The following is a 25,959-nucleotide window of genomic DNA, read 5'->3' on the forward strand; positions in this document are numbered from 1 at the left end:
TTTGAAATTTAATATTATTTTGAGCTCAATACATCAGCTACTAACCTTATTCTTGCCATTAGTTACGGCTCCTTATGTTTCACGGGTTCTAGGAGCTGAGGGAACAGGAATTTTTAGTTATACCTCATCTATTCAAGCATATTTTACAATATTTGCCGCCTTGGGTACAGGAGTATATGGTGTTCGTGAGATAGCTCGCAAGAGAGATAATAAAAAACAGTATTCTACCCTATTTTGGGAAATTGAATTACTTACGGTTTTGACTAGTTCTGTTGCAATTATTTTGTGGCTTTTATGGGCTGTCTTTTCGAAAGAGTTTCAATTAATTTATTTGATTTTGACTTTGAATTTATTTGCTGTTCTATTTGATATATCATGGTTTTATACAGGTTTGGAACAATTCGTGTATACAATTGGATTAAATGCCTTATTTAAAATATTTGGTACTATTGCAATCTTTACTTTTATAAAAGAACCATCGGATTTGAATACTTATATTTTTATTATTGCATCTACTAGTTTGTTATCAAGCATTTCTTTATGGATTTATCTTCCTAAAATATTGGTAAAAGTATCTTTGAATACTCTAAGTTTAAAGGGGCACTTAAAACAAACATTGATATATTTTGTACCAACTATAGCAACCTCTATCTATACTGTATTAGACAAGACAATGATTGGTGTGATAACTCAAAATGCTAATGAGAATGGTTATTACGAACAAGCGACAAAAATAATTAATATATTGAAATCAATAACCTTTACTGCATTGAACTCTGTGCTAGGGGCTCGTATCGCTTATCTGTTTTCTGAGAAAAAGTATGATGAAATTAAGTCACGAATAGCATTGTCTCTAGACTTTATTTTTTTCATAGGAATGGCATTTTTCTTTGGACTTCTATCTGTTTCAGAAACTTTTGTTCCTATATTTTTCGGGCAAGGTTATGATCAAGTTATTTATTTGCTCTATGTATTTTCTCCGATTGTAGTTATTATAGGTGTAAGTAATTGTTTGGGTTCACAATATTATACACCTGCCGGACTTCGTAGTCAGAGTGCTAAATATATAATAATTGGATCAGTTTTGAATCTTCTACTCAATTTAGTATTTATTCCAGTATTTAGAAGTAAAGGAGCGGTTATCTCTTCAGTACTAGCCGAATCATTGATCACATTTCTATATGTGAAAAATTCAAATGGTTATGTAGATTTTAAACAATTAGCTTTTTATTTCAATCCTAGGTTTATAGCGGGTTTCATTATGTATTTAATTATTTTATTTATAAAACAATATTTATCAAATGATTTACTGGGACTGCTAATTCAAGTGCTTATTGGAGGTATGACCTATTTTATGATAACTTATTTACAAAAAGATAATATTCTTCAAATATTGAAGGCGAAAATGTCAGAAAGGTAAAGAGAGGATAAAAATGCAAAAACTAAAAATTGATCTTCCAGACGGTTTTTTAGATGAAGAGATACGTGAAGGGTACCTAGTTACCTCGGACATGAAAAAAGTATGGGCAGTAGAACTTGATTTATTTGCTGAATTTGATCGTGTATGCAGAAAATATGATATTACATACTTTGCAGATGCGGGAACAATGTTGGGAGCCGTTCGTCATAAGGGGTTTATTCCGTGGGATGATGATATAGATGTGAAGTTAAGTCGAGAAAATTATGAAAAACTTTGTCAAATTGCACCAAAGGAATTTACAGGAAATTATTTTTGGCAAACAGAGTATACGGATCCGGGTAGTCTTCGTGGACATGCTCAACTAAGAAATAGTTCCACAACTGCAATCCTTGAGTTTGAAAAAGGTCTTCAGAAATTTAATCAGGGGATTTTTATTGATATTTTCCCTTTTGATTCTGTTATAGATGATAAAAAGTTGTTTGAGGAGCAAAAAGAAAGAGCTGAATCATATCGTAGACATTGTCTGTATCTTCGAGACGTGATATACAATTATAAAAAGAAGCAGTACAAATTTCCTAAAAATATATTAGCGCCGTTAAGAAGTACATATTATAGATGGAAAAATAAGAATTGCGAAAAACCTTATAGACTTTTTGAAAGAGAATGTGCGCGATATAATAATATTCAGACACCCCAAATTTCTCTTTTGAGTTTTCAATTTGATCCGATTCATTTTCAATCGCGTGCAGACTATGATGATATTGTCTATATGCCATTTGAATTTATGCAGATTCCTGTGCCAAAAGGATATAATCATATTCTTACTGATCGCTATGGAGATTATATGAAGCCTGTAAAAGGAGGTTCTATGCATGGGAAAATTATTTTTGATGTTGATAGACCGTATACGGATTATTTAGAAAAATTTAATAAAAGTAGGTAGGTAAATGGAATATATTATAGAAACTAGGAATGTTGGTGAGGCGCATGCCGGTGCAAAAGCACCAGATGATATTGTATCAATTGCCAGAAAACGAGGTATGGGAGTTTTTACAATTCCAGTATTACCAAACAAAACATCAAGAATTTACATTTTAATTTGGTTGTTTATTACTTGTACTAAATTGTGGGCTCGTGTGTTTCTCACTGTAAAAAATGGAGACATTGTAGTCTGGCAACATCCAGCTTATGGTATTCGATATGCAAATTATTTTATCCCCTGGATTAAAAAGCGCAAAAAAGTAACCTTTGTAGCTCTAATTCACGATTTAGAATCATTGAGAGAGGGGATTGGTTCTTATGATTCGAAGGATCAATCTAGAGCAAAGATTGCAGATAATTCTTTACTCTCTAAATTTGATTATGTAATAAGTCATAATAAAAAAATGACGGCCTATTTGTTGGAGCAAGGCTTTGAATCTAATAAGTTAATTAATTTAGGAGTTTTTGATTACTTAGATGAAGGAACTCCAAATCTGATATCTCGTATAAATGATAAATCAGTTATTATTGCTGGCAATTTATCACGTGAAAAAAGTGCCTATATCTATGATTTGAAAAATTTAAATGTAGATTTAAGATTGTATGGGATGTTTTTTGAGGGTGATGAAAATGACTCTGCATATAAAGGAACATTTCGTCCAGATCAGTTAATTGAGCACCTAGAAGGTGCTTTTGGGTTAGTCTGGGATGGTAATTCATTAGAAGAATGTGCAGGGAATACAGGACAATATCTGAAGTATAATAATCCTCATAAAACTTCACTTTATTTGGCAGCACAGTTACCTGTTATTATTTGGTCACAGGCGGCGCTTGCTGATTTTGTAGAGGAGAATGGTGTAGGTATTGTTATTGATGATTTAAATCATCTGGAAGTAACATTAGCTAAAGTAACCGATGATCAATATACAAAAATGTTAGATAATATTGAAAAAATTTCAAAAAAAGTAAAAGCAGGACATTATTTTAGTGTTGCTATGGATCAAACTAAACACTGAATTTGGAGGCAATTATGAAAAAAGCTGCAGTTTTCGGAGGAAGTACAAAACCAGGTGTGGCTATAGTTAATCAGTTGATTAAAAAGGTTATTTTGTGCACGTCTTTGATTCAGTTGCGCCTCCAAAAGGTGTTATCTTAAAAGAAGATAGAATTCAATATAATTCTATTGATTTACAAGCTGTCGATATCACTAGAATTGAAATTATAAAAGAGGATCCACTGTTTGAAATTTTATTAGTTATTACAGAATTTAGTGAGGCTACGCCATTTGATTCTTTGAGTATTACTGAAATACAGAGAATTATAACTGTTAATGTAACTTCTGTTATGAAGATCATACACTATCTTTATGATAAAATTCTATCAAAACAAAATTTTTATACAGGTGTAGTGATTCCAGATTTAGGAATATTTTCTTCTGCATCCTCTTCCATATATTCTGGTTCTCAAGTTGCATTGATTAAAACGATTAAGGATATCAATATGGAACTTGGACGCAGTAAAATTAATAATCGAATCTTAAGTGTCATTTTAGATTCGATTGAATTTCTTCATATTGATGAGGAAACTGAAAGATTAACAGTATCAATCATTGAAGAATTATATGTTTCATATTGTGATAAATCTGTAAGGGAATTATTTGAAAGTCATCTATTAGAATTTCGTAAATTTGATTTGATGCATAGACACTGTAAAAAAATAGTAACCTTGATGATGCCATATACCACAAAGATAAGATAGGCTACTTGTCTGGTACATTTGATTTATTTCATGTTGGACATTTGAATTCGTTAAGACGTGCCAAGGAGCAATGTGATTATTTAATTGTCGGAGTACATCCTAATGCTTCACATAAAGGAAAGAAGACATTTATATCTTTTCAAGAACGTTTAGATATTATCGCTTCTATTTCTTATGTAGATAAAGCAGTTGAATCATTTCCAGAAGACAGTGATGCTTGAAATATTTATCATTATGATAAGCTATTTGTTGGTAGTGATTATAAAGGAACGGAACGTTTTAAAAATTATGAGAGAGTTAGGGAAAAAGGGAGTTGAGATAATCTATTTCCCTTATACAGATGGAACAAGTAGTAGTCAACTAAGAGCACTAATTTCAGAGAAAAATGTAGATTAGGGGATAGAAAAGTTAGTGAAAAATATCAAGCTAATTATTGCAACACATAAACAATTTCAAATGCCTAAGGATCGACAACTTTACTTACCAATCCATGTTGGTAGAGAAGGAAAAAATGATTTGGGTTATCAAGGAGATAATACTGGAGAAAATATTTCAAACTTAAATCCTTATTATTGTGAATTAACAGGACTATATTGGGCATGGAAGAATCTTGATGTTGACTATCTAGGTTTGGTACATTATAGAAGGTATTTTGCTAGAAAAACAATATTCTATAAAGAAAATATCGATATAAATCAAGTGATTTTAAATCAAGAAGATGTTGAGAAACAATTGGAGCAGGCAGACGTTATTGTTCCTAAAAAAAGACGTTACTATATAGAAACTCTATATTCTCATTATTCAAACACCCATGATTCAAGTCATTTAGATGAAACACGTAAGGTTATAAGTGAATTGACTCCTGATTATTTAACTAGCTATGATAAGGTTATGAAGCAAAATAGTGGCTATATGTTTAATATGTTTATTATGAGCAAAGAATTGACAGACAGATATTGTAGTTGGTTATTTCCTATCATTAAAGAGTTATATGAAAGAATAGACGTTTCAGAATATACACCATTTGAAGCGCGTTTGTTTGGTCGTATAAGTGAATTATTGTTTAATGTTTGGATAGTAGAAAATGAGCTGACTGTGAAAGAAATGCCATTCATCTATATGGATAAAGTTGATTTTATTAGGAAGTTAAAATCGTTCTTATTTGCTAAATTCTTCAACCAAAAGTATGGAAAAAGTTTCTAGGTGAAGGGAGAAAAAATGGACTATATTATTGAGGTTCGTAATAAAGGAGAAGCACATGCAGGAGCAAAGGCGCCCGACGATATTGCTGAAATTTGTCGTCGAAGGGGAATGAAATCGTTTGTAATTCCACCAATGCCTTTTGATAAAAATTTATTTTATCGTCAATTCGTTCTTTTAATTGAGAGTATTAAAGTCTGGATTCATATTGCTAAGACTGTAAAGAATGGAGACCGTGTTATCTGGCAACATCCTGCTCCTGGAGTACGATATGCGAATAGATTTATTCCCTGGATAAAAAAAAGAAAGAAAGTAGAGTTCATTGCGTTAATTCACGATTTGGAGACACTGCGTGATGGTATTGGGCAACAAAGAAAATCTACTGCAATCATAGCGGATTTAAAATTATTACCTCGATTTGATTATGTTATTAGTCATAATAAGTTTATGTCAGAATATCTCCATTCAATTGGAATATCTTCAGAAAAAATTGTAAATCTTGAAATTTTTGATTATTTATATAATGAACCAGTTCCTGAAATAATCCGTAATAATGGAAAGAAGGTGATTGTTGCAGGAAATCTTACGAGAGAAAAAAGTGGTTATGTATATAAGTTAAAGGAACTGAATGTAGATATGTGTTTGTATGGTGTCAATTATGAAGGGGATATTCCTGATGATATTTATAAGGGAGCATTTTCACCAGATGAATTGATTCAACATTTAGAGGGAAACTTTGGATTAGTTTGGGATGGAACTTCAGTAGAGAAATGTACTGGTAATACAGGTGCCTATCTTAAATATAATAATCCACATAAAACATCATTGTATTTGGCAGCCAATCTTCCTGTTATTATTTGGTCACAAGCGGCTATGGCTGATTTTGTTAAACGAAATAATATTGGTATCGTAATTGATGATCTTCATCATCTTTCGGAAAGCCTAAAGGGAGTTTCAGAGAAAAATTATCAAGAAATGCAGCAGAATGTGAGAATGATAGGTAAAAAGATTCGCCAAGGTTATTACTTTAATACGGCATTGGATGCTTTAAAATAATATGAAAAGAAAAATTAGTGTAATTCTCCCTGTTTTTAATAGCGAGAATACTTTGACAAGATGTTTAGATTCTTTATTAGCTCAAACCTACCCTAATTTTGAGGTTTTAGTTATTGATGACGGCAGTGACGATTCTAGTAGACAGATAGTAAGTTCTTACGCAAATAAAGATAATCGTATTAAAATTTATTACAAAGAAAATAAAGGAGTTAGCTCGGCAAGGAATGATGCTTTAGATTTAGCTTTAGGAGAGTTCATCACTTTTTTAGATGCAGATGATTGGCTAGAAGAAGATGCGCTCCAGTATATGATTAATTTGCAGGAACGAACTTCTGCTGATCTAGTTGTAGCTTCTTATCATCGGACAAGTAAATTATCTTCAAAGGTATCAACATCAAAAAATGTGAAGGAACAGCTACTTGAACAAGACGAATATGTTAAAAAATTTTTAAAAATTGAGTCTCAATCCATAGAATATTATCCTTGGAATAAGTTATATAAAGCTAGTATATTAAAATCGATTCGTTTTGTAGCTGAATTGCGAATAGCAGAGGATGTTCCATTTGTTTTTGAATACATATTATATTCAAAAATAATTGCGATATCTGACAAAATAACGTACAACTATTATAACAATCCCAAAAGTGTAACGGCAACTTTTACAGATAAAAAATTTGATGTCTATAAAGCTTGGGCAGTTGTTGAAAAAATTAATACCAATCCAATATATGATAAGTGGATTGATATAAATATTAAACGAATTGATTTATCTTTGCTGATGATGCTCGCAATGGACAAAAATTTTTATAGTTTAAAGAGAAAGTATGCTAATCAAATTAAAGAGATGCGTATTCGTTTGAAGAAAAGCAAAAAAAGCCTACTCGTAGAAAAGATATCTTTGAATAGGAAAATGCTTATTATATTATTTTGTAGTCACTATGCATGGATAGCATCTGTAATTCATTTCATAGTTCGTTTTAAAAACTACTGTTTATCTTTACTCTGATTACAAGGAAATTTAAGAGGTGAAAATGAAAAGCAAACGTATTGAATGGATAGATTTTGGTAAAGGGTTCACCATTCTAATGGTCGTTTTAGGACATGTTGTTTTAGGTCTTTTTGAATCTAGGAAATTCGAAAATAGTAATACTGTGCTTCTATTCCTAACACAAGTTTTTTACTTATTCCATATTCCTGTTTTTTACGCATTGTCAGGTTTTTTCTTCAAACCAGTGGTAGATTTAAAAAAGTTTTGGAACTATTTTAAGCAAAAAACAATAATCCTAGGTGTGCCATATCTCTTTTACTCAGTTCTTCAATTTATTTTGCAAACAATAGGTGGAGAAAGTGTTCGAAATGCAGCATCTCTTGCTGATCTGCTACAGATTTATAAAACACCTTTAAGCGTTTCTTGGTACCTTTATGTTCTTTGGTGGATTTATTTAGTTGTTGGTTTGATTTCTATTAGGGTTAAATCTTATAATCAATTATTTCTAATTAGTTTATTTGCTTATATTTTATCTTTATTTTTTCCAGTTAATATTTATATTATCCAAAAAGTACTTCTCTGGTCCTTCTTCTTTATCTTTGGTTATTGGCTGAAAAAATCTGGATTGACGATGTTCTTGCTGGAGCAGTGGAAATGGATAACTTCTTTAAGTATAGGAGTTATTATAATGTTTTTGATATTTTGGCAACAATCATCTCCTAGTTTCTATATTTCTTACGACACTCCTGGTCTATGGGGGTTAATCTTTTCCGTGTCGGTCGTTTTAGCTTTTACTTGCTATCCGATTTTAAATAACTTCAAAAGATTTGGGACGTATTTTTCTAAGATAGGGAGGAATAGTTTAGTCATATACTTATTACATGCACCAATTGTTTCTATAACCCGCATTATTTTATTAAAATTAAATATTAGTAACATTTATGTTCATTTAATACTAGGATTATTATTAGGCTGGTATGGTTCACTATTTATTCTTTACCTTATCAAGAAAGTTTCTTACGTTGATTTTGTTTTCTACCCTATGAAGTATTTAAAGAAAAAAACTGAATAGTAATTTTGAACTTATGATGTAATTTAAAGGAAGAAGAAGTTCTATAATATCTTTAATATTATTAATAATACTATTTTTGATACTTGTTATTTATAACTTAGCCATTATAAGATATGCAATTATTGTAATTGTTTTATTTCTTTTGTTTACAAAGAGAAATAAAATAATTACATCGCTAAAAAGTTGATATTGAAAATTTAGAATCAAATTAAGAATATAGTGGATATCAAACCAGTATTAATAATGAATAATTGTTTTTATGTAATTTAGGATTAATAAAAAAATTGAAAGGAAATATCAATGAAAAGAGTAATTACTTATGGAACCTTTGATTTGCTTCATTATGGACATATCAATTTGCTAAAGAGAGCAAAGCAATTAGGAGATTATCTCATTGTTGTAGTTTCAAGTGATGAGTTCAATTTGAAAGAAAAAAATAAAGTATGTTACTTTAATTTTGAACATAGAAAAAATTTGGTTGAAGCAATAAGATATGTTGATCTGGTGATTCCTGAAACAAGCTGGGAACAGAAAAAAACAGATATTAAAGAATATCACATTGATACATTTGTTATGGGGGATGATTGGAAAGGAAAATTTGATTATTTAAAAGAAGAAGGAGTGGAAGTAGTTTATTTACCAAGAACTAAAGAAATATCTACAACTAAAATTAAAGAAGATTTAGCAGATTAGATTTTTTACAAAAATATTTTGAGATCAGATAATAAATTTGTTTCCATAATTATTAATGTCTTGACTATTTAAATCTCATTTCCCAATTAAAATAAATTATTTTAGATTTATAATGTGGCTCTTTGTCAGATAAGATCTGGAGAGGACAATCACGGTCTTCTCCTTTTTGATTTTTCAGAATATACCAAACTAACACAAAAATTCTGAAAATTCTGTTGACATCTTTCTGAAAAGGTTCTATAATAGATAGAAAGTTTTAAAGGAGAAAATGATGAAAAGTTCAAAACTATTTGCTCTTGCAGGTGTAACCTTATTGGCGGCTACTACTTTAGCTGCATGCTCTGGATCAGGTTCGAGCGCTAAAGGAGAGAAGACATTCTCATATATCTATGAAACAGACCCAGATAATCTCAACTACTTAACAACTGGTAAGGCTGCAACGCTGACATTACTAGTAATGTGATTGATGGATTGCTTGAAAATGACCGCTATGGTAACTTTGTGCCATCTATGGCTGAGGATTGGTCTGTATCCAAGGATGGATTGACTTACACTTATACTATCCGTAAGGATGCAAAATGGTATACTTCTGAAGGTGAAGAATACGCGGCAGTCAAAGCTCAAGACTTTGTAACAGGACTTAAATATGCTGCTGATAAAAAATCTGATGGTCTTTATTTAGTTCAAGAATCGATCAAAGGATTGGACGCCTATGTAAAAGGGGAAATCAAAGATTTCTCACAAGTAGGAATTAAGGCTCTGGATGATCAGACAGTTCAGTACACTTTGAACAAACCAGAAAGCTTCTGGAATTCTAAGACAACGATGGGTGTAATGGCACCAGTTAATGAAGAGTTCTTAAACTCTAAAGGGGATGATTTCGCTAAAGGAACAGATCCAAGTAGCATCCTATACAATGGACCATTCTTGCTCAAATCTATCGTAGCTAAATCTTCTGTTGAGTTTGAAAAAAATCCAAACTACTGGGATAAGGACAATGTTCATCTTGATAAGGTTAAATTATCATTCTGGGATGGTCAAGATACCAACAAACCGACTGAAGCCTTCAAGGATGGAAGTTTCACTATGGCCCGTCTCTTCCCAACAAGCGCTAGCTACCCAGAGACTGAAAAAGCATTTAAAGATAATATTGTTTACACACAACAAGATTCTACTACTTATTTAGTAGGTACTAATATTGATCGCCAGTCTTATAAGTATACTTCTAAGACAACGGATGAAGAAAAAACATCAACCAAGAAAGCTCTTCTAAACAAAGATTTCCGTCAAGCTCTTGCCTTTGGTTTTGATAGAACCGCCTATGCCTCTCAAGTAAACGGTGCAAGTGGTGCGACTAAACTGCTTCGTAACTTGTTTGTCCCACCTACATTTGTTCAAGCAGATGGCAAAAACTTTGGTGAGTTGGTCAAAGAAAAATTGGTGACTTTTGGAGACGAGTGGAAGGATGTAAATTTAGCTGATGCCCAAGATGGACTCTATAACGCAGATAAGGCCAAAGCAGAATTTGCCAAAGCTAAGACAGCTCTTCAAGCAGAAGGTGTGAAATTCCCAATCCACTTGGATATGCCAGTAGACCAAACAAACACGACGAAAGTCCAACGTGTTCAATCCTTCAAACAATCGCTTGAAGCTACTCTAGGGTCAGAGAACGTCGTTGTCGATATCCAACAACTTCAAAAAGATGATGTCTTGAATATCACTTACTTTGCTGAAACTGCAGCTGGAGAAGACTGGGATATCTCAGATAATGTGGGATGGTCTCCAGACTTTGCAGACCCATCTACTTACCTTGATATCATCAAGCCATCTGTCGGAGAAAATACAAAGACTTACCTAGGATTTGACTCTGGAACAAACAACGCTGCAGCTAAGCAAGTTGGTTTGGAAGACTACGAAAAAATGGTTGTAGAAGCCGGGGAAGAAGTGAGTGATGTTTCAAAACGTTATGAGAAATATGCTGCAGCCCAAGCTTGGTTGACCGACAGTGCCTTGATCATCCCAACAACTTCTAAAACTGGTCGTCCAATGTTGTCTAAGATGGTACCATTTACGCTTCCGTTTGCATACTCTGGTAACAAGGGTACAAGCGAAGCTCTCTTGTATAAATACCTAGACGTACAAGATAAAGCAGTGACAGCAGATGAATACCAAAAAGCTCAAGATAAATGGATGAAAGAAAAAGAAGAGTCGAATAAAAAGGCCCAAGAAGATCTTGCAAAACATGTGAAATAACTGTTGCAAAATATAAGAAAGGATTTAGTATTTCTCTTGAATGCTGAATCCTTTTTTACATTTGTAAAGAAAGATTCTAAATTTGGAGCCTGTTTTTGTCAGAATAGAGAAAATTTTCGTTAATTTTACTTGTTTTCTATTGCTTTCTTAGCTATTATTTGTTATATTAAAAGCACAATTATTTTTTATTTATCAGGGTTAAGCATTGCACTTTCAGAGGAAGGAGTATTTTTTAAAAAAAGAATGTAAACGCTTACTCAAAAATGAAAGGATTTAGGAATTTATGAATAAAGGATTATTTGAAAAACGTTGTAAATATAGTATTCGGAAATTTTCATTAGGTGTTGCTTCTGTTATGATTGGGGCTGCATTCTTTGGGACAAGTACAGTTCTTGCAGATAGCGTGCAGTCTGGCTCCACAGCGAATTTACCAGCGGATTTAGCCGCTGCTCTTGCAACAGCAAAAGAGAATGATGGGCGTGATTTTGAAGCACCAAAGGCGGGAGAAGACCAAGGGTCTCCAGAAGTTACTGATGGACCTAAGACAGAAGAAGAACTATTAGCACTTGAAAAAGCAAAATCAGCTAGTTCAGATAAGTTACCAGAAGGCTTAGAGGGCAAATTGGATAAGGCTGAAGATAAAGGGAAAGAAGTTGATAAGGATCAATTAGCTAAAGATACTGGGAATCTTGTTCCAGAAGATGTGGCTAAAACCAAGAATGGTGAATTAAACTACGGAGCAACTGTCAAAATTAAGACACCATCAGGTGAAGGTAGTGGGATAGTCATTGGCGAAAATCTTGTTTTAACTGTTTCACATAACTTTATAAAAGATGTTCCAGATGGCAATAATCGTAAGGTCGTTGACAATGATAATGGTGATGGAGATATCTATAGCATTTCCTATCCAGGACTACCAGATGTTAAATTTAGTAAAAAAGACATTATTCACTGGGATCGTGAAGGTTTCCTAAAAGGCTACAAGAATGATTTGGCTCTTGTTCGATTGCGAACAGTTCTGGAAAATGCTCCAGCAGAAGTGACTGAAAAACCTGCAGTGAAAAAGGTTGGAGATAAATTGCATGTCTTTGGCTACCCAACTGGAAAATTATCACCAGTCCTCAATACAACTGTTGAATTAGTCGAATCCTACGGTGAGGGCGTAAAAGGGATCGGTTATCAAGGTAGCCATCCAGGTGCTAGTGGTGGTGGTATCTTTGATACAGAAGGAAAACTCGTCGGTGTTCATCAAAATGGAGTTGTTGGCCAACGTAGTGGTGGTATTCTCTTCTCACCTGCTCAATTGAAATGGATCCAAGATCACATGAAGGGAATTTCAAGTGTCAAACCAGCAGACTTGGAAGAGAAAGAAAAACCAGCTGAAGACAAGCCAAAAGAGGACAAACCAGCTGCTAAACCTGAAACACCTGAAAAAGTGACAGCTGAATGGCAAACGGTAGAGAAAAAAGAACAACAAGGAACAGTCACTATCCGAGAAGAAAAAGGTGTCCGCTACAACCAACTATCCTCAACTGCTCAAAATGATAACGCAGGCAAACCAGCCCTGTTTGAAAAGAAGGGCTTGACCGTTGATGCCAATGGAAATGCAACTGTTGATTTAACTTTCAAAGAAGATTCTGAAAAGGGCAAATCACGCTTTGGTGTCTTCCTGAAATTTAAAGATACCAATAATAATATTTTTGTCGGTTATGACAAGGATGGCTGGTTCTGGGAGTATAAATCTCCAACAACTAGCACTTGGTATAGAGGTAGTCGTGTCGCTGCCCCTGAAACAGGATCAACAAACCGTCTCTCTATCACTCTCAAGTCAGACGGTCAGCTAAATGCAAGCAATAACGATATCAATCTCTTTGACACAGTTACTCTACCAGCTGCGGTCAATGACCATCTTAAAAATGAGAAGAAGATTCTTCTCAAGGCAGGCTCTTATGGCGATGAGCGAACAGTTGTTAGCGTTAAGACGGATAACCAAGAGGGGGTAAAAACAGAGGATACTCCTGCTGAAAAAGAAACAGGTCCTGAAGTTGATGATAGCAAGGTGACTTATGACACTATCCAGTCTAAGGTCCTCAAAGCAGTTATTGACCAAGCCTTCCCACGTATTAAAGAATACAGTTTGAACGGGCATACCTTGCCAGGACAAGTCCAACAATTCAATAAAGTGTTTATCAACAAACACGAAGTCACACCTGAAGTTACCTACAAAAAAATCAATGAGACAACAGCAGAGTACTTGATGAAGCTTCGCGATGATGCTAATCTTATCAATGCGGAAATGACAGTTCGTTTGCAAGTTGTGGATAATCAATTGCACTTTGATGTGACCAAGATTGTCAACCATAATCAAGTTACTCCAGGTCAAAAGATTGATGATGAAAGAAAACTGCTTTCTTCCATTAGTTTCCTTGGCAATGCTTTAGTATCTGTTTCAAGTGACCAAGCTGGTGCTAAGTTTGACGGGGCAACCATGTCAAATAATACCCATGTCAGCGGAGATGATCATATTGATGTAACCAATCCAATGAAAGACCTAGCCAAGGGTTACATGTATGGATTTGTTTCTACAGATAAGCTTGCTGCAGGTGTTTGGAGCAACTCTCAAAACAGCTACGGTGGAGGTTCTTATGACTGGACCCGCTTGACAGCCTACAAGGAAACAGTCGGGAATACCAACTATGTCGGAATTCATAGCTCTGAATGGCAATGGGAAAAAGCTTATAAGGGCATTGTCTTCCCAGAGTATACCAAGGAACTTCCAAGTGCCAAGGTTGTTATCACTGAAGATGCCAATGCGGATAAGAAAGTGGATTGGCAAGATGGAGCCATTGCTTACCGTAGTATCATGAACAACCCTCAAGGTTGGGAAAAAGTCAAGGATATCACAGCTTATCGTATCGCGATGAACTTTGGTTCTCAAGCACAGAACCCATTCCTCATGACTTTGGATGGTATCAAGAAAATCAATCTTCACACAGATGGTCTAGGACAAGGTGTTCTCCTTAAAGGTTATGGTAGTGAAGGTCATGACTCTGGTCACTTGAACTATGCTGATATTGGTAAACGTATTGGTGGTGTTGAAGACTTCAAGACCTTGATTGCGAAAGCGAAGAAATATGGTGCTCATCTAGGTATCCATGTTAACGCTTCTGAGACTTATCCTGAGTCTAAATACTTCAATGAAAAAATCCTCCGTAAGAATCCAGATGGTAGCTATAGCTATGGCTGGAACTGGCTAGACCAAGGTATCAACATTGATGCTGCTTATGACCTAGCACATGGCCGTTTGGCACGTTGGGAAGATTTGAAGAAAAAACTTGGTGACGGTCTCGACTTTATCTATGTGGACGTTTGGGGTAATGGTCAATCAGGTGATAACGGTGCCTGGGCTACCCACGTTCTTGCAAAAGAAATCAACAAGCAAGGTTGGCGCTTTGCAATCGAGTGGGGCCATGGTGGTGAGTACGACTCTACCTTCCATCATTGGGCTGCTGACTTGACCTACGGTGGCTACACCAATAAAGGTATCAACAGTGCCATCACCCGCTTTATCCGTAACCATCAAAAAGATGCTTGGGTAGGGGACTACAGAAGTTACGGTGGTGCAGCAGATTATCCACTTCTAGGTGGCTACAGCATGAAAGACTTTGAAGGCTGGCAAGGAAGAAGTGATTACAATGGCTATGTAACCAACTTGTTTGCCCACGACTTGATGACCAAGTATTTCCAACACTTCACTGTAAGTAAATGGGAAAATGGTACACCAGTTACCATGTCTGATAACGGTAGCACCTATAAATGGACTCCAGAAATGAGAGTGGAATTGGTAGATGCTGACAACAATAAAGTGGTTGTGACTCGTAAGTCAAATGATGTCAATAGCCCACAATATCGCGAACGTACAGTAACTCTCAACGGACGTGTGATCCAAGATGGTTCAGCTTACTTGACTCCTTGGAACTGGGATGCAAATGGTAAGAAACTTCCTGCTGATAAGGAAAAGATGTACTACTTCAATACGCAAGCTGGCGCAACAACTTGGACACTTCCGAGTGATTGGGCAAATAGCAAGGTTTACCTTTACAAGCTAACTGACCAAGGTAAGACAGAAGAGCAAGAACTAACTGTAAAAGATGGCAAGATTACCCTAGACCTTCTAGCAAATCAACCATACGTTCTCTATCGTTCAAAACAAACCAATCCTGAAATGTCATGGAGCGAAGGCATGCATATCTATGACCAAGGATTTAACAGCGGTACCTTGAAACATTGGACTATTTCTGGTGATGCTTCTAAGGCAGAAATTGTCAAATCACAAGGCGCAAATGAAATGCTTCGTATCCAAGGCAATAAGAGCAAGGTCAGCCTCACTCAGAAACTGACTGGCTTGAAACCAAATACTAAGTATGCGGTTTATGTCGGTGTTGATAACCGTAGTAATGCTAAGGCAAGTATCACAGTGAATACTGGCGAGAAAGAAGTGACTACTTATACCAATAAGTCACTCGCTCTCAACTATATCAAAGCTTATGCTCATAACAATCGTCGTGACAATGCTACAGTTGACAATACAAGTTACTTCCAAAACATGTACGCCTTCTTTACAACTGGTTCTGACGTATCAAATGTTACTCTTACTTTGAGTCGTGAAGCTGGTGATGAAGCAACTTACTTTGATGAAATTCGTACCTTTGAAAATAATTCAAGCATGTACGGAGAAAACCATGATACAGGTAAAGGCACCTTCAAACAAGACTTTGAAAATGTTGCTCAGGGTATCTTCCCATTCGTAGTGGGCGGTGTCGAAGGTGTTGAAGATAACCGTACTCACTTGTCTGAAAAGCATGATCCATATACACAACGTGGTTGGAACGGTAAGAAAGTTGATGATGTTATCGATGGAAATTGGTCATTGAAGACCAATGGACTAGTGAGCCGTCGTAACTTGGTTTATCAAACTATTCCACAAAACTTCCGTTTTGAAGCTGGTAAGACCTATCGTGTAACTTTTGAATACGAAGCAGGATCAGACAATACCTACGCCTTTGTAGTTGGTAAGGGAGAATTCCAATCTGGTAACCGTGGTACGAAAGCAAGCAACTTGGAAATGCATGAATTGCCAAATACCTGGACAGATTCTAAGAAAGCCAAGAAGGCAACCTTCCTCGTGACTGGTGCAGAAACAGGTGATACTTGGGTAGGTATCTACTCAACTGGAAATGCAAGCAATACTCGTGGTGATTCTGGTGGAAATGCCAACTTCCGTGGATATAACGACTTCATGATGGATAATCTTCAAATCGAAGAAATTACCCTCACAGGTAAGATGTTGACAGAAAATGCTCTGAAGAACTACTTGCCAACGGTTGCCATGACCAACTACACCAAAGAGTCTATGGATGCATTGAAAGAGGCAGTCTTTAACCTTAGTCAGGCAGATGATGATATCAGTGTCGAAGAAGCGCGTGCAGAGATTGCCAAGATTGAAGCCTTGAAGAATGCTTTGGTTCAGAAGAAGACAGCCTTGGTAGCAGAAGACTTTGAAAGTTTGGATGCGCCAGCTCAACCAGGTGAAGGTCTAGAGAATGCCTTTGATGGTAATGTGTCTAGTCTATGGCATACATCTTGGAATGGTGGAGATGTAGGCAAGCCTGCAACCATGGTCTTGAAAGAGCCGACTGAAATCACAGGACTTCGCTATGTTCCACGTGGTTCAGGTTCAAATGGTAACTTGCGTGATGTGAAACTGGTTGTCACAGATGAGTCTGGCAAGGAGCATACCTTCACCGTGACAGATTGGCCAGATAACAATAAGCCAAAAGACATTGACTTTGGCAAGACAATCAAGGCTAAGAAAATTGTCCTTACTGGTACCAAGACTTACGGAGATGGTGGCGATAAATACCAATCTGCAGCGGAACTCATCTTTACCCGTCCACAAGTAGCAGAAACACCGCTTGACTTGTCAAGATATGAAGCAGCTTTAGCTAAGGCGCAGAAATTAACAGACAAGGACAATCAAGAGGAAGTGGCTAGCGTTCAGGCGAGCATGAAATATGCGACGGATAACCATCTCTTGACGGAAAGAATGGTGGCCTACTTCGCAGACTATCTCAACCAATTAAAAGATTCTGCTCCGAAACCAGACGCTCCTACAAGCAGCAAGGGTGAAGAGCAACCACCAGTTCTTGAAGTACCAGAATTCAAAGGCGGAGTCAATGCGGCAGAAGCAGCTGTTCATGAAGTCCCTGAGTTCAAGGGCGGCGTTAATGCGGCAGAAGCGGCTGTATATGAAGTCCCTGAGTTCAAGGGCGGCGTTAATGCGGCAGAAGCAGCTGTACATGAGGTTCCTGAGTTCAAGGGAGGAGTCAATGCGGTTGAAGCCTTGGTTCACGAATTGCCAGAATACACCGGTGGCGTCAATGGAGTTGAGCCAGCTGTACATGAAAAACCAGAGTACACAGGCCCGCTAGGTACAGCAGGTGATGAACCAGCACCAACTGTTGAGAAACCAGAGTATAAGTTGACACCAGCTCCGCTAGCTGATACAAAGACATCAAAAATCAAAGATACTCTGAAAAATGAAGAAAGCAAGAAGACACTCCCAGAAACAGGAGAAGACCAGTCTGATACAGCCCTCTTCCTAGCAGGAATCAGCCTAGCATTGTCAGCTGCCCTCTTTGCTATTAACAGTAAAAAAGAATAGATATTTATTCCACAGCTACATTGTTTGGATAAGTGACTTGGACTTCTATGGGGGTCAGAGTCGGAAAATGAATCAAACACCTGGAGAGGACCTCTTGGTTCTCTCCTTTTTAAAAGGAGAAATGATAACGCTTACTAGCGTAGGCGGATGAAAGGAAATAGGAGAAATATGGACAAACACTTTTTTGAGAAACGCTGTCATTATAGTATCCGCAAATTTGCAATTGGTGCAGCCTCAGTTATGATTGGTGCTAGTATCTTTGGAGCCAATATGGTTCAGGCAGCAGAAACAGCAGCGCCTTCAGAGACAGAGGGAAGTATCACTCATGTTCAAGCTCTGGATAAGTTACCAGATGATTTAGCAGCTGCGCTTGAAAAGGCGGATGCAGAAGCTGCAACAGAAGGAAATCAAGAGGGTAGCCAGGCAACCGAAGAAGGAACAAAACCTGCAGCAAGTGAAAAGACAAAACCAGAGACAAGTCCTGCAAGTCCCAAGCCAGCAGAAACGCCGAAACCGGTTGAAACACCAAAGGCAGACAAACAGCCTGCGGAAACCACTACACCAGCAGTAAAACCAGCTGAAAAGACAATCGAAGATAGAGAAGATGTCAACCATCTCGAAGGTGCTACTGCTTCAGCAAACAACCATGAGGCTGGAACCAACTTTACTGCAGATAAGGCTATTGATGGAGATGACAATACTCGTTGGGCTACAGACAAAGATGTACCAAAACCAACTTTTGAATTAACTCTTCCAAAAACTACCCTCATCAAGCATGTGGAAATTGACTGGGATCGTCGTCTTCGCAATGGGCAAAATGACCCAAATATCAAATCTTGGAGTCTCTACTACGCAGGTCAAGAAGACGTGGGCGCTAATGGAGAAAAACAATGGAAACTAGCGCATACCAAGACTGGAGATCCTGTTTTAGATGAGAAAGTAGACCTAGCTGAAAGTATCAAAGCTAAGTACCTCAAATTGGAGATCAATGATTACCAAGCGGGAACAATGAACTGGAGAAACGTTGGAATCCAAGAAATTCGAGCTTATTCTAACGTTCCGGACCATAGTAAGGTAACGGATATCCGCCAAGTTAACCAGTTGGATGTGGCTGAAGATGGCAAGTCTCTTGTCCTACCAAGTTTGCCAGGTCAGGTTAGTCTGATTGGCAGTAACAAGCAGGGTGTGATTGACCTTCAAAATCGCATCTACCAACCTCTGACAGATCAACGTGTCAAGGTCATGATACAACAAATCAAAGACAGCCATACTTTTACTAAAGAATTTGAAGTTGTTATCAAGGGGCTACATCAAGATGAGGGTGTGGGTGTGAAACCAAAAGTTGCACCAGCGGTCCAACAATGGTATGGTCGCGAAGGCAAATCTTCGATTACAGCTGATACTGTTATTTCAGTTGGTGATTCTGGCTTTGATCAGGCTGCAACCTTCTATCAGTCAGACCTTGCCAGCCGTGGATTGGAACTAGCAACAGGTGACAAGCAAGCTCAAAAACGAATCGAATTTAAAAAGGTTGAAAACAAGGGTTACGGTAAGGAAGGCTACGGCATCACTATCCAAAATGATGTGATTACCATCGAAGCTGCCACAAACACAGGAGCCTTCTACGCCACTCGGACCCTTCTTCAAATGGGAGAAAGTAACCTCCAAAATGGCGAAATTCGTGATTTCCCAAGTTTCAGCCACCGTGGCTTTATGCTAGATACAGGTCGTAAATTTATCCCTTACGACACTCTTGTAGACATCATGCTCAACATGGCTTACTACAAGATGAACGACTTGCAGTTGCACCTCAACGATAACTATATCTTCCTAAAGGAACACTTGGCAGGTAAGAATTTAAGTCCAGAAGAACAACTCAAGTATGTACTTGAACACGCTAAGACTGGTTTCCGTGTGGAGACAGATATTGTTGGTAAGAATGGCCAAAAATTGACATCAGATGAGCATTATACCAAGGAAGAAATGCAAAATCTGATTAAACTTGCCAAGGCCTTGCATATCAACCTAGTACCAGAAATTGACACACCAGGTCACGCCTTATCCTTTGTCAAAGTTCGCCCAGACCTCATGTATCAAGGTAGTTTGAGCGATTATTCAGGCAAGCACAATGTTGAGCGCGTAGCCATGCTAGACTTGGATAACAAGTACGATGAAACGCTGGCTTTTGTCAAATCCGTCTATGACAAACTCCTCGATGGTCCAGATGCTCCTTTGCATGGTGTATCCACTGTTCATATCGGTACAGATGAGTATTATGGTAGCAGAGAAAGCTATCGTCGTTATGTCAATGATTTGATTCAATATATCAAATCTAAGGGCTATACACCACGTATCTGGGGCTCGCTCAGTGCGAAACGTGGGAACACTCCTGTTGATTGGAACGGAGTAGAAGTTGATATCTGGAGCATTGGCTGGCAACGACCAAATGAAGCCATTGCTCAGGGAGCTAAGATTATTAACATCACGGATGTGCCGACATATAGTGTCCCAAGTGGAAGCAATAGTCAAGCAGCCTACGGGGACTATGCCAACTACGAACGTCAGTACAATAGCTGGACACCGAATGATTTTAGAACAGGTGGAGGTCCACTTCTACCAGCTTCTCATCCAAGTATCCTTGGTGGTGGGCACGCAGTTTGGAATGACAATATCGACCTTCATGAGACAGGCTTGACCTCTTATGATATCTTTAAACGTTTCTTCAAGAGCATGCAAACCACTGCAGAACGTACTTGGGGATCCGATCGTGCGGCTGCGAGCTTTGCAGAACGCACCCTACCAACTAGTCCTTATGCGCCACAGTCTAACCCTGAAAAAGCAATTGCTTCAGAGGAACTATTCAACATCACTCCAGATAAGGTGAAAGAATATGCAACGAAGAAAGTAACTGCAACAGAAAATGGATTGGCTTTTGAGAAAGACAGCAGCATCGAAGGCTTAGCAGGTGATGTTGGTCCAAGTCATGTCTTGAAGTTTGATGTAACTATCACTGGAGACGGTGAACAAACCTTCTCAACAAGTGGGGACAACCGTATCTATCTAGCTGATAAAGACGGCTACCTTGCTTATCAATTTGAACAGTTCCATATCCAATTCAATAAAAAACTTGAAAAGAACAAACGTTATCAAATCTCCATCGTAACCAAACCACAGTCAACAGAAGTCTATGTGGATGGTGAAAAGATTGAGCGTATCGCAAATCCAGCCCACCCTCGCTTTGCCCACAATAGCTTGGTACTACCGCTTGAAAGCATCGGTGGATTCAAAGGAATCTTGCATAGCGCAGAGTTGTCAGACAAACCATTTGTAAATCCTCGTTTGATTTCAAATGATAAGATTACAGCAACCGCAAGCAGTCAGCAGCTTCCAGGAAATGCGACTGAAGGCGCTGTTGAAAAGGCCTTTGACAATGATCCAAATACCTTCTGGCATACTAAGTGGACTGGTGACACTGCGCCATACACCCTTACTATGACCTTGAAAGAAGCAGAAAAAGTCAATGGCTTGACCTATCTCCCACGTCCAGGTGGTGGAAATGGTGTCGTGACACGCTACGAAATCTACGCACAAAAAGATGGCCAAATGGTCAAGGTTTCAGAAGGAAACTGGGACAACAACGCCCAAGAAAAAACAGTCAACTTTGCGGCGGTAGATACCAACAAGATTGAGTTGAAAGTATTGGAAGGCGTTGGTGGCTTTGCAAGTGCAGCCGAAGTTCATCTATTGAAGCCTGTCAAAGAAGAGCAAGAAACGCCTGCACCAAGTCAACCAGAAAAACCAACTACACCAGAAAAACCAAAAGTAGAGCAAACAGGTGATGGAACAGTTGAATTGGCAGATCAATTCACTGCAAGTAAACCAGCTAGCGAAGACAGCATTGTGGCTGCCAGCAAGAGCGCAGACTATCTCAAGAAAGAGTACAAGGTCTTCCCAACGCCACAAAAAGTGACTTATGGAGAAGGAGTCACAGCCCTTCGTAAGCAAGTCAATCTGGTCATGGGCGATCAACTCGATATCTATACTCGTAATCGCTTGAAGAGTGTCTTGCAGGACAATCAAGTATCTTATACAACTGGTAAGGCAGCAATCGCTGGCGCAACCAATATCTATCTTGGAGTGCATGGACAAGGTTCACAAGCAGAGCAAAACTTGTCCAATGTTTCAGCAGGTCTCTTTGACAAGATTGACGCCTATGTCTTGACCATTAAGGATAACTCGATTTCTATCGTCGGGAAAGATACAGATGCAGTCTTCTATGGTTTGACAACTCTGAAACATATGCTCAAGGAAAGTCAAGTTCCAGTTCTTCGCAATGTGACAGTAGAAGATTACGCAGAGCTCAAGAACCGTGGTTTCATCGAAGGTTACTATGGAAATCCATGGTCGAATGCCGATCGTGCAGAGCTCATGCGTTATGGTGGCGATTTGAAATTGAACCAATACTTCTTTGCACCAAAAGATGATCCATATCACAACAAGAAATGGCGTGAACTCTATCCAGAAGAAAAACTAGCTGAAATCCGTGAACTTGCTCGTGTCGGAAATCAAAGTAAAACCCGCTATGTCTGGACTATTCATCCATTCATGAACAACCGCATCCGCTTTGGCAATGAAGCGCATTACCAAGAAGATTTGGCAACCATCAAGGCCAAATTTACCCAGTTGATGAAAGTGGGTGTCCGCGAATTTGGTATCCTTGCAGATGATGCTCCAAGCCCAGTCGGAGGCTACAATAGCTACAACCGCTTGATGCAAGATATGACCAAGTGGTTGACTGAAATGCAGGGAACCTACAGTGGTCTTCGCAAAGAAATGATCTTTGTTCCTGGCCAGTATTGGGGTAATGGACGTGAGGATGAGTTGAAATCCCTCAATGAAAATCTCCCAAGTTCAACATCCATGACCTTGACGGGTGGTAAGATTTGGGGTGAAGCCTCTGAAAGCTTCCTTTCAACTCTCAAGAACAATCTATCCGCAGGTGGCAAGACTTATCGCCCAGTTTCACTTTGGATTAACTGGCCAGTAACAGATAACTCTAAACAACACTTGATTCTAGGTGGTGGTGAGAAATTCCTTCATCCAAATGTGGATCCAAGCTTGCTATCTGGTATCATGTTGAACCCAATGCAACAGTCTGAACCATCTAAGATTGCCCTCTTTGCAGGAGCTCAATACTCATGGAAACAGTGGAAATCAGAAGAAGAAGCTAAGAAAATCAATGATATTGCCTTCAACTTTGTAGAAAATGGTCATTTTGAAGATAGCAAGGTATCAGCAGCCTTCCGTGAACTTGGCAAGCACATGATCAACCAAAACATGGATAATCGTGTCGTTAAACTAGAAGAATCGGTAGACTTGGCTCCAAAATTAACAGACTTCATGACCAAACTCAAAGCAGGTCAGGATGTGACTGCGGAACGTGCAGCCTTGCGTGCAGAATTTGCCAAGATTAAAGAAGCAGCCGAACTCTATAAAGCATCAGGCGATAAAAAAATGGTTGCCCAAATCCACTATTGGTTGGATAATGCAATCGACCAAATGAATGCCCTCGATGCCTTCCTTACAGGAACTGAAGCCATGGCTACAAACGATGCAGCCAAACTCTGGGATAGCTACTATAAAGGTTTGAAATTGTACGAACAGTCTCAAACTCACACCTTCCATTATGTAGACCATATGGAAAAAGCTGAATTGGGTGTTCAACATATTCGTCCATTTATCCTATCCCTGAAAGAAGTTCTAGCGTCTGAAGTTCAAAAAGTCTTGCACCCAGACCAAATCATCAGTACCTTTATCACCAATCGAACAGGTGTAGAAGGTGGTTTAGCAGAAGTAACGGATGGCGACTTGGCAACCCATGCGATTATTAAATCACCAAACAGCATCAAGACAGGTGATTATATTGGTATGAAGTTCAACAAGCCGGTAGCGATCCAAACCTTGACCTTTGCAATGGGAACGCAGGCAAATCCACGTGATACCTTTAGTAAGGCCGAAGTGCAGTATTTAGATGAAAACGATAACTGGGTAACCTTGAAAGAGCCAAGCTATGTTGGAAATGAATCCCTTCTTAAGTTTGAAAATCTCACTATCAAGGCCAAGGCAGTTCGCATGATTGCGACAGCAGACCGCGAGAACACTTGGTTTGCAGTTCAGGAAATTGCAGTTAACCGTCCAGTTGAAAAAGCTCGTAGCCAACAAGCAACGACAGTTAGTCTAAGCTCAAACTTAGTTTACAAACTAAATACCTCAGCCCGTCAAATCACTGATGGCAAGGACAATACAGAAGCCATGATGGCAAATGCTGACGGTAGCAATACGACACCAGTAGATGCCTGGGCACAACTTGACCTCGGTGAAGTCAAGTCAGTCACTAAAGTACGACTTCGCCAAGGGACGGGTGATAAGCTTGCCGCAGGTGTACTTGAGTACTCTACAGATGGAACTGCATGGCAAGAGTTAGATCGCCTATCAGGAGAACAAACCAAGGAAGTGACCAGAGCTATTAATGCTCGTTACATCCGAGTCCGCAATACCAAGGCACTCGACCTCTGGTGGCGTATCCAAGACTTCTCTGTTGAGACACGCTCTGGAAACAGTGAGTTAACGGACACCAACGTAGACGCCTTGAAGGAAACACCAGTAGTGGATAGCTTAGGCAGTTACGAACTTCAAATTCCAGCTGGAACCAAACTCCCTGCTCATAGCTATCTAGGAATGAAGCTTGACCGTATCCATCAGATCAAGAGCATCCAGCTCCAAGGCCAAGCCAACCCTGCTCTTAGCCTAGAGTATTCTGCAAATGCGCAAGAGTGGACGTCAGCTAGCCAGTTGAAAGACAGATCTGTCGCAACCCACTTGGTACGTTATGTTCGTCTGGTCAACAAAACGGATCAGGAACAAGCTGTGACAGCCACTTCTCTCCTTGTGACAACCAAAGAAGTACAACCAACCAAACTAGAATCTACAACTATGGGCATTCATCCAACATACGGCAGCAATGATGTTCGTAAACTGAACAACCTAGATCAACTATTTGACGGTGTTTACAACAACTTCGTTGAGTTTTCAGACTATGCCCATAAAGATGGTCATGTAACCTTGAAACTTGGTAGCGAACGCACGATTAAGAAAATCAGAGCCTACATCCAAGACGGAACTCAAAACTATCTTCGTGATGGTAAGATCCAAGTCAGCCAAGACGGTAAAACTTGGACAGATGTCGTGACAGTAGGAGATGGTGTGGCCAATAGTCAACACGATGATTCATTGACAGATGGTTGGACACATGATTCTAAGATGCCAGGAAATCGCTATATCGAGGGTGAATTGACGACACCAGTCAAAGCCAACTATCTCCGTGTTCTCTATACTGCAGACTATGATGCTCGTTTTGTAGGCTTTACAGAATTGGTCATCAATGATGGTGAATTTGTCAAACCAATCAATGATCCGACAGTAGAAGGAAACAGTGGAGAAAGCCAAGGCAATCTCTACAACAATCTTGTAGACGGAAAAGTCTTGACCAGCTACAAGTCTGAAAAAGACAAGGGCGAATTGGTGTATCACTTATCTGAGCCAACCAATGCCAACCACCTTCGTCTCGTTTCCAGTCTTCCTGAAGGAGCGAAAGCACGTGTTCTTGCTAGAACACTCAAGGATGGCCAAGACAGTTGGACAGACCTCGGTGCCATTACATCTAGTCTCCAAACCTTCGCTATCCGAAATGGTGGCTCTCTTCTAGACGTCAAATTAGTCTGGGAAGGTGGCAAGGCTGAGTTTTATGAATTGGC

General features: G+C 38.4%; 12 protein-coding genes and 1 pseudogene. All 13 read left to right on the forward strand.

Features of this window, described 5'->3' with window-relative positions:
- The first annotated feature begins 1 nt into the window (after position 1).
- Complete coding sequence (locus tag E2R31_RS01000) at positions 2-1,420, forward strand: oligosaccharide flippase family protein (RefSeq protein WP_243701274.1); 1,419 nt, start codon at positions 2-4, stop codon at positions 1,418-1,420.
- Positions 1,421-1,433: 13 nt separating this feature from the next.
- Positions 1,434-2,363 (forward strand): LicD family protein, encoded by a 930-nt coding sequence (locus E2R31_RS01005; RefSeq protein WP_132972371.1) that lies wholly within the window; start codon positions 1,434-1,436, stop codon positions 2,361-2,363.
- Between the two features lie 4 nt (positions 2,364-2,367).
- Entirely contained in the window at positions 2,368-3,417 is a 1,050-nt protein-coding gene (locus tag E2R31_RS01010; protein ID WP_132972373.1) for a glycosyltransferase, read from the forward strand.
- Between the two features lie 94 nt (positions 3,418-3,511).
- On the forward strand, positions 3,512-4,159 hold the full coding sequence (locus E2R31_RS01015; RefSeq protein ID WP_132972375.1) for a hypothetical protein: 648 nt from the start codon (positions 3,512-3,514) through the stop codon (positions 4,157-4,159).
- 5 nt (positions 4,160-4,164) lie between these two features.
- The gene (locus tag E2R31_RS09895) at positions 4,165-4,380 is read left to right on the forward strand and encodes an adenylyltransferase/cytidyltransferase family protein (RefSeq protein ID WP_243701275.1); all 216 of its coding nucleotides are present in this window, start codon (positions 4,165-4,167) and stop codon (positions 4,378-4,380) included.
- Positions 4,381-4,570: 190 nt separating this feature from the next.
- Positions 4,571-5,362, forward strand: a complete 792-nt coding sequence (locus E2R31_RS01025; protein WP_000789629.1) for a DUF4422 domain-containing protein — start codon at positions 4,571-4,573, stop codon at positions 5,360-5,362.
- Positions 5,363-5,377: 15 nt separating this feature from the next.
- Positions 5,378-6,415, forward strand: coding sequence for a glycosyltransferase (locus tag E2R31_RS01030; RefSeq protein WP_243701276.1), 1,038 nt, complete (start codon positions 5,378-5,380; stop codon positions 6,413-6,415).
- 1 nt (position 6,416) lies between these two features.
- Entirely contained in the window at positions 6,417-7,421 is a 1,005-nt protein-coding gene (locus tag E2R31_RS01035) for a glycosyltransferase family 2 protein (protein WP_132972379.1), read from the forward strand.
- 25 nt (positions 7,422-7,446) lie between these two features.
- Complete coding sequence (locus E2R31_RS01040) at positions 7,447-8,475, forward strand: acyltransferase family protein (protein WP_243701277.1); 1,029 nt, start codon at positions 7,447-7,449, stop codon at positions 8,473-8,475.
- A 300-nt stretch (positions 8,476-8,775) separates the two neighbouring features.
- On the forward strand, positions 8,776-9,168 hold the full coding sequence (gene tagD, locus E2R31_RS01050; RefSeq protein WP_044812580.1) for a glycerol-3-phosphate cytidylyltransferase: 393 nt from the start codon (positions 8,776-8,778) through the stop codon (positions 9,166-9,168).
- Between the two features lie 271 nt (positions 9,169-9,439).
- Positions 9,440-11,421 (forward strand): annotated as a pseudogene (locus E2R31_RS01055) (peptide ABC transporter substrate-binding protein).
- 283 nt (positions 11,422-11,704) lie between these two features.
- Positions 11,705-18,145, forward strand: coding sequence for a SpGH101 family endo-alpha-N-acetylgalactosaminidase (locus E2R31_RS01060; RefSeq protein WP_132972383.1), 6,441 nt, complete (start codon positions 11,705-11,707; stop codon positions 18,143-18,145).
- A 168-nt stretch (positions 18,146-18,313) separates the two neighbouring features.
- Positions 18,314-25,959: beta-N-acetylglucosaminidase domain-containing protein (locus E2R31_RS01065; RefSeq protein ID WP_132972385.1), on the forward strand; the 7,646-nt coding region annotated here is incomplete at its 3' end.

Source organism: Streptococcus downii (genome assembly GCF_004353325.1).
Classification (GTDB): domain Bacteria; phylum Bacillota; class Bacilli; order Lactobacillales; family Streptococcaceae; genus Streptococcus; species Streptococcus downii.

Bases quoted from the DNA above. Each gene is read 5' to 3' on its own strand.
- E2R31_RS01005 (WP_132972371.1), top strand. From the start codon at position 1,434: ATGCAAAAACTAAAAATTGATCTTCCAGACGGTTTTTTAGATGAAGAG.
- E2R31_RS01010 (WP_132972373.1), top strand. From the start codon at position 2,368: ATGGAATATATTATAGAAACTAGGAATGTTGGTGAGGCGCATGCCGGT.
- E2R31_RS01030 (WP_243701276.1), top strand. From the start codon at position 5,378: ATGGACTATATTATTGAGGTTCGTAATAAAGGAGAAGCACATGCAGGA.
- E2R31_RS01035 (WP_132972379.1), top strand. From the start codon at position 6,417: ATGAAAAGAAAAATTAGTGTAATTCTCCCTGTTTTTAATAGCGAGAAT.
- E2R31_RS01040 (WP_243701277.1), top strand. From the start codon at position 7,447: ATGAAAAGCAAACGTATTGAATGGATAGATTTTGGTAAAGGGTTCACC.
- tagD (WP_044812580.1), top strand. From the start codon at position 8,776: ATGAAAAGAGTAATTACTTATGGAACCTTTGATTTGCTTCATTATGGA.
- E2R31_RS01060 (WP_132972383.1), top strand. From the start codon at position 11,705: ATGAATAAAGGATTATTTGAAAAACGTTGTAAATATAGTATTCGGAAA.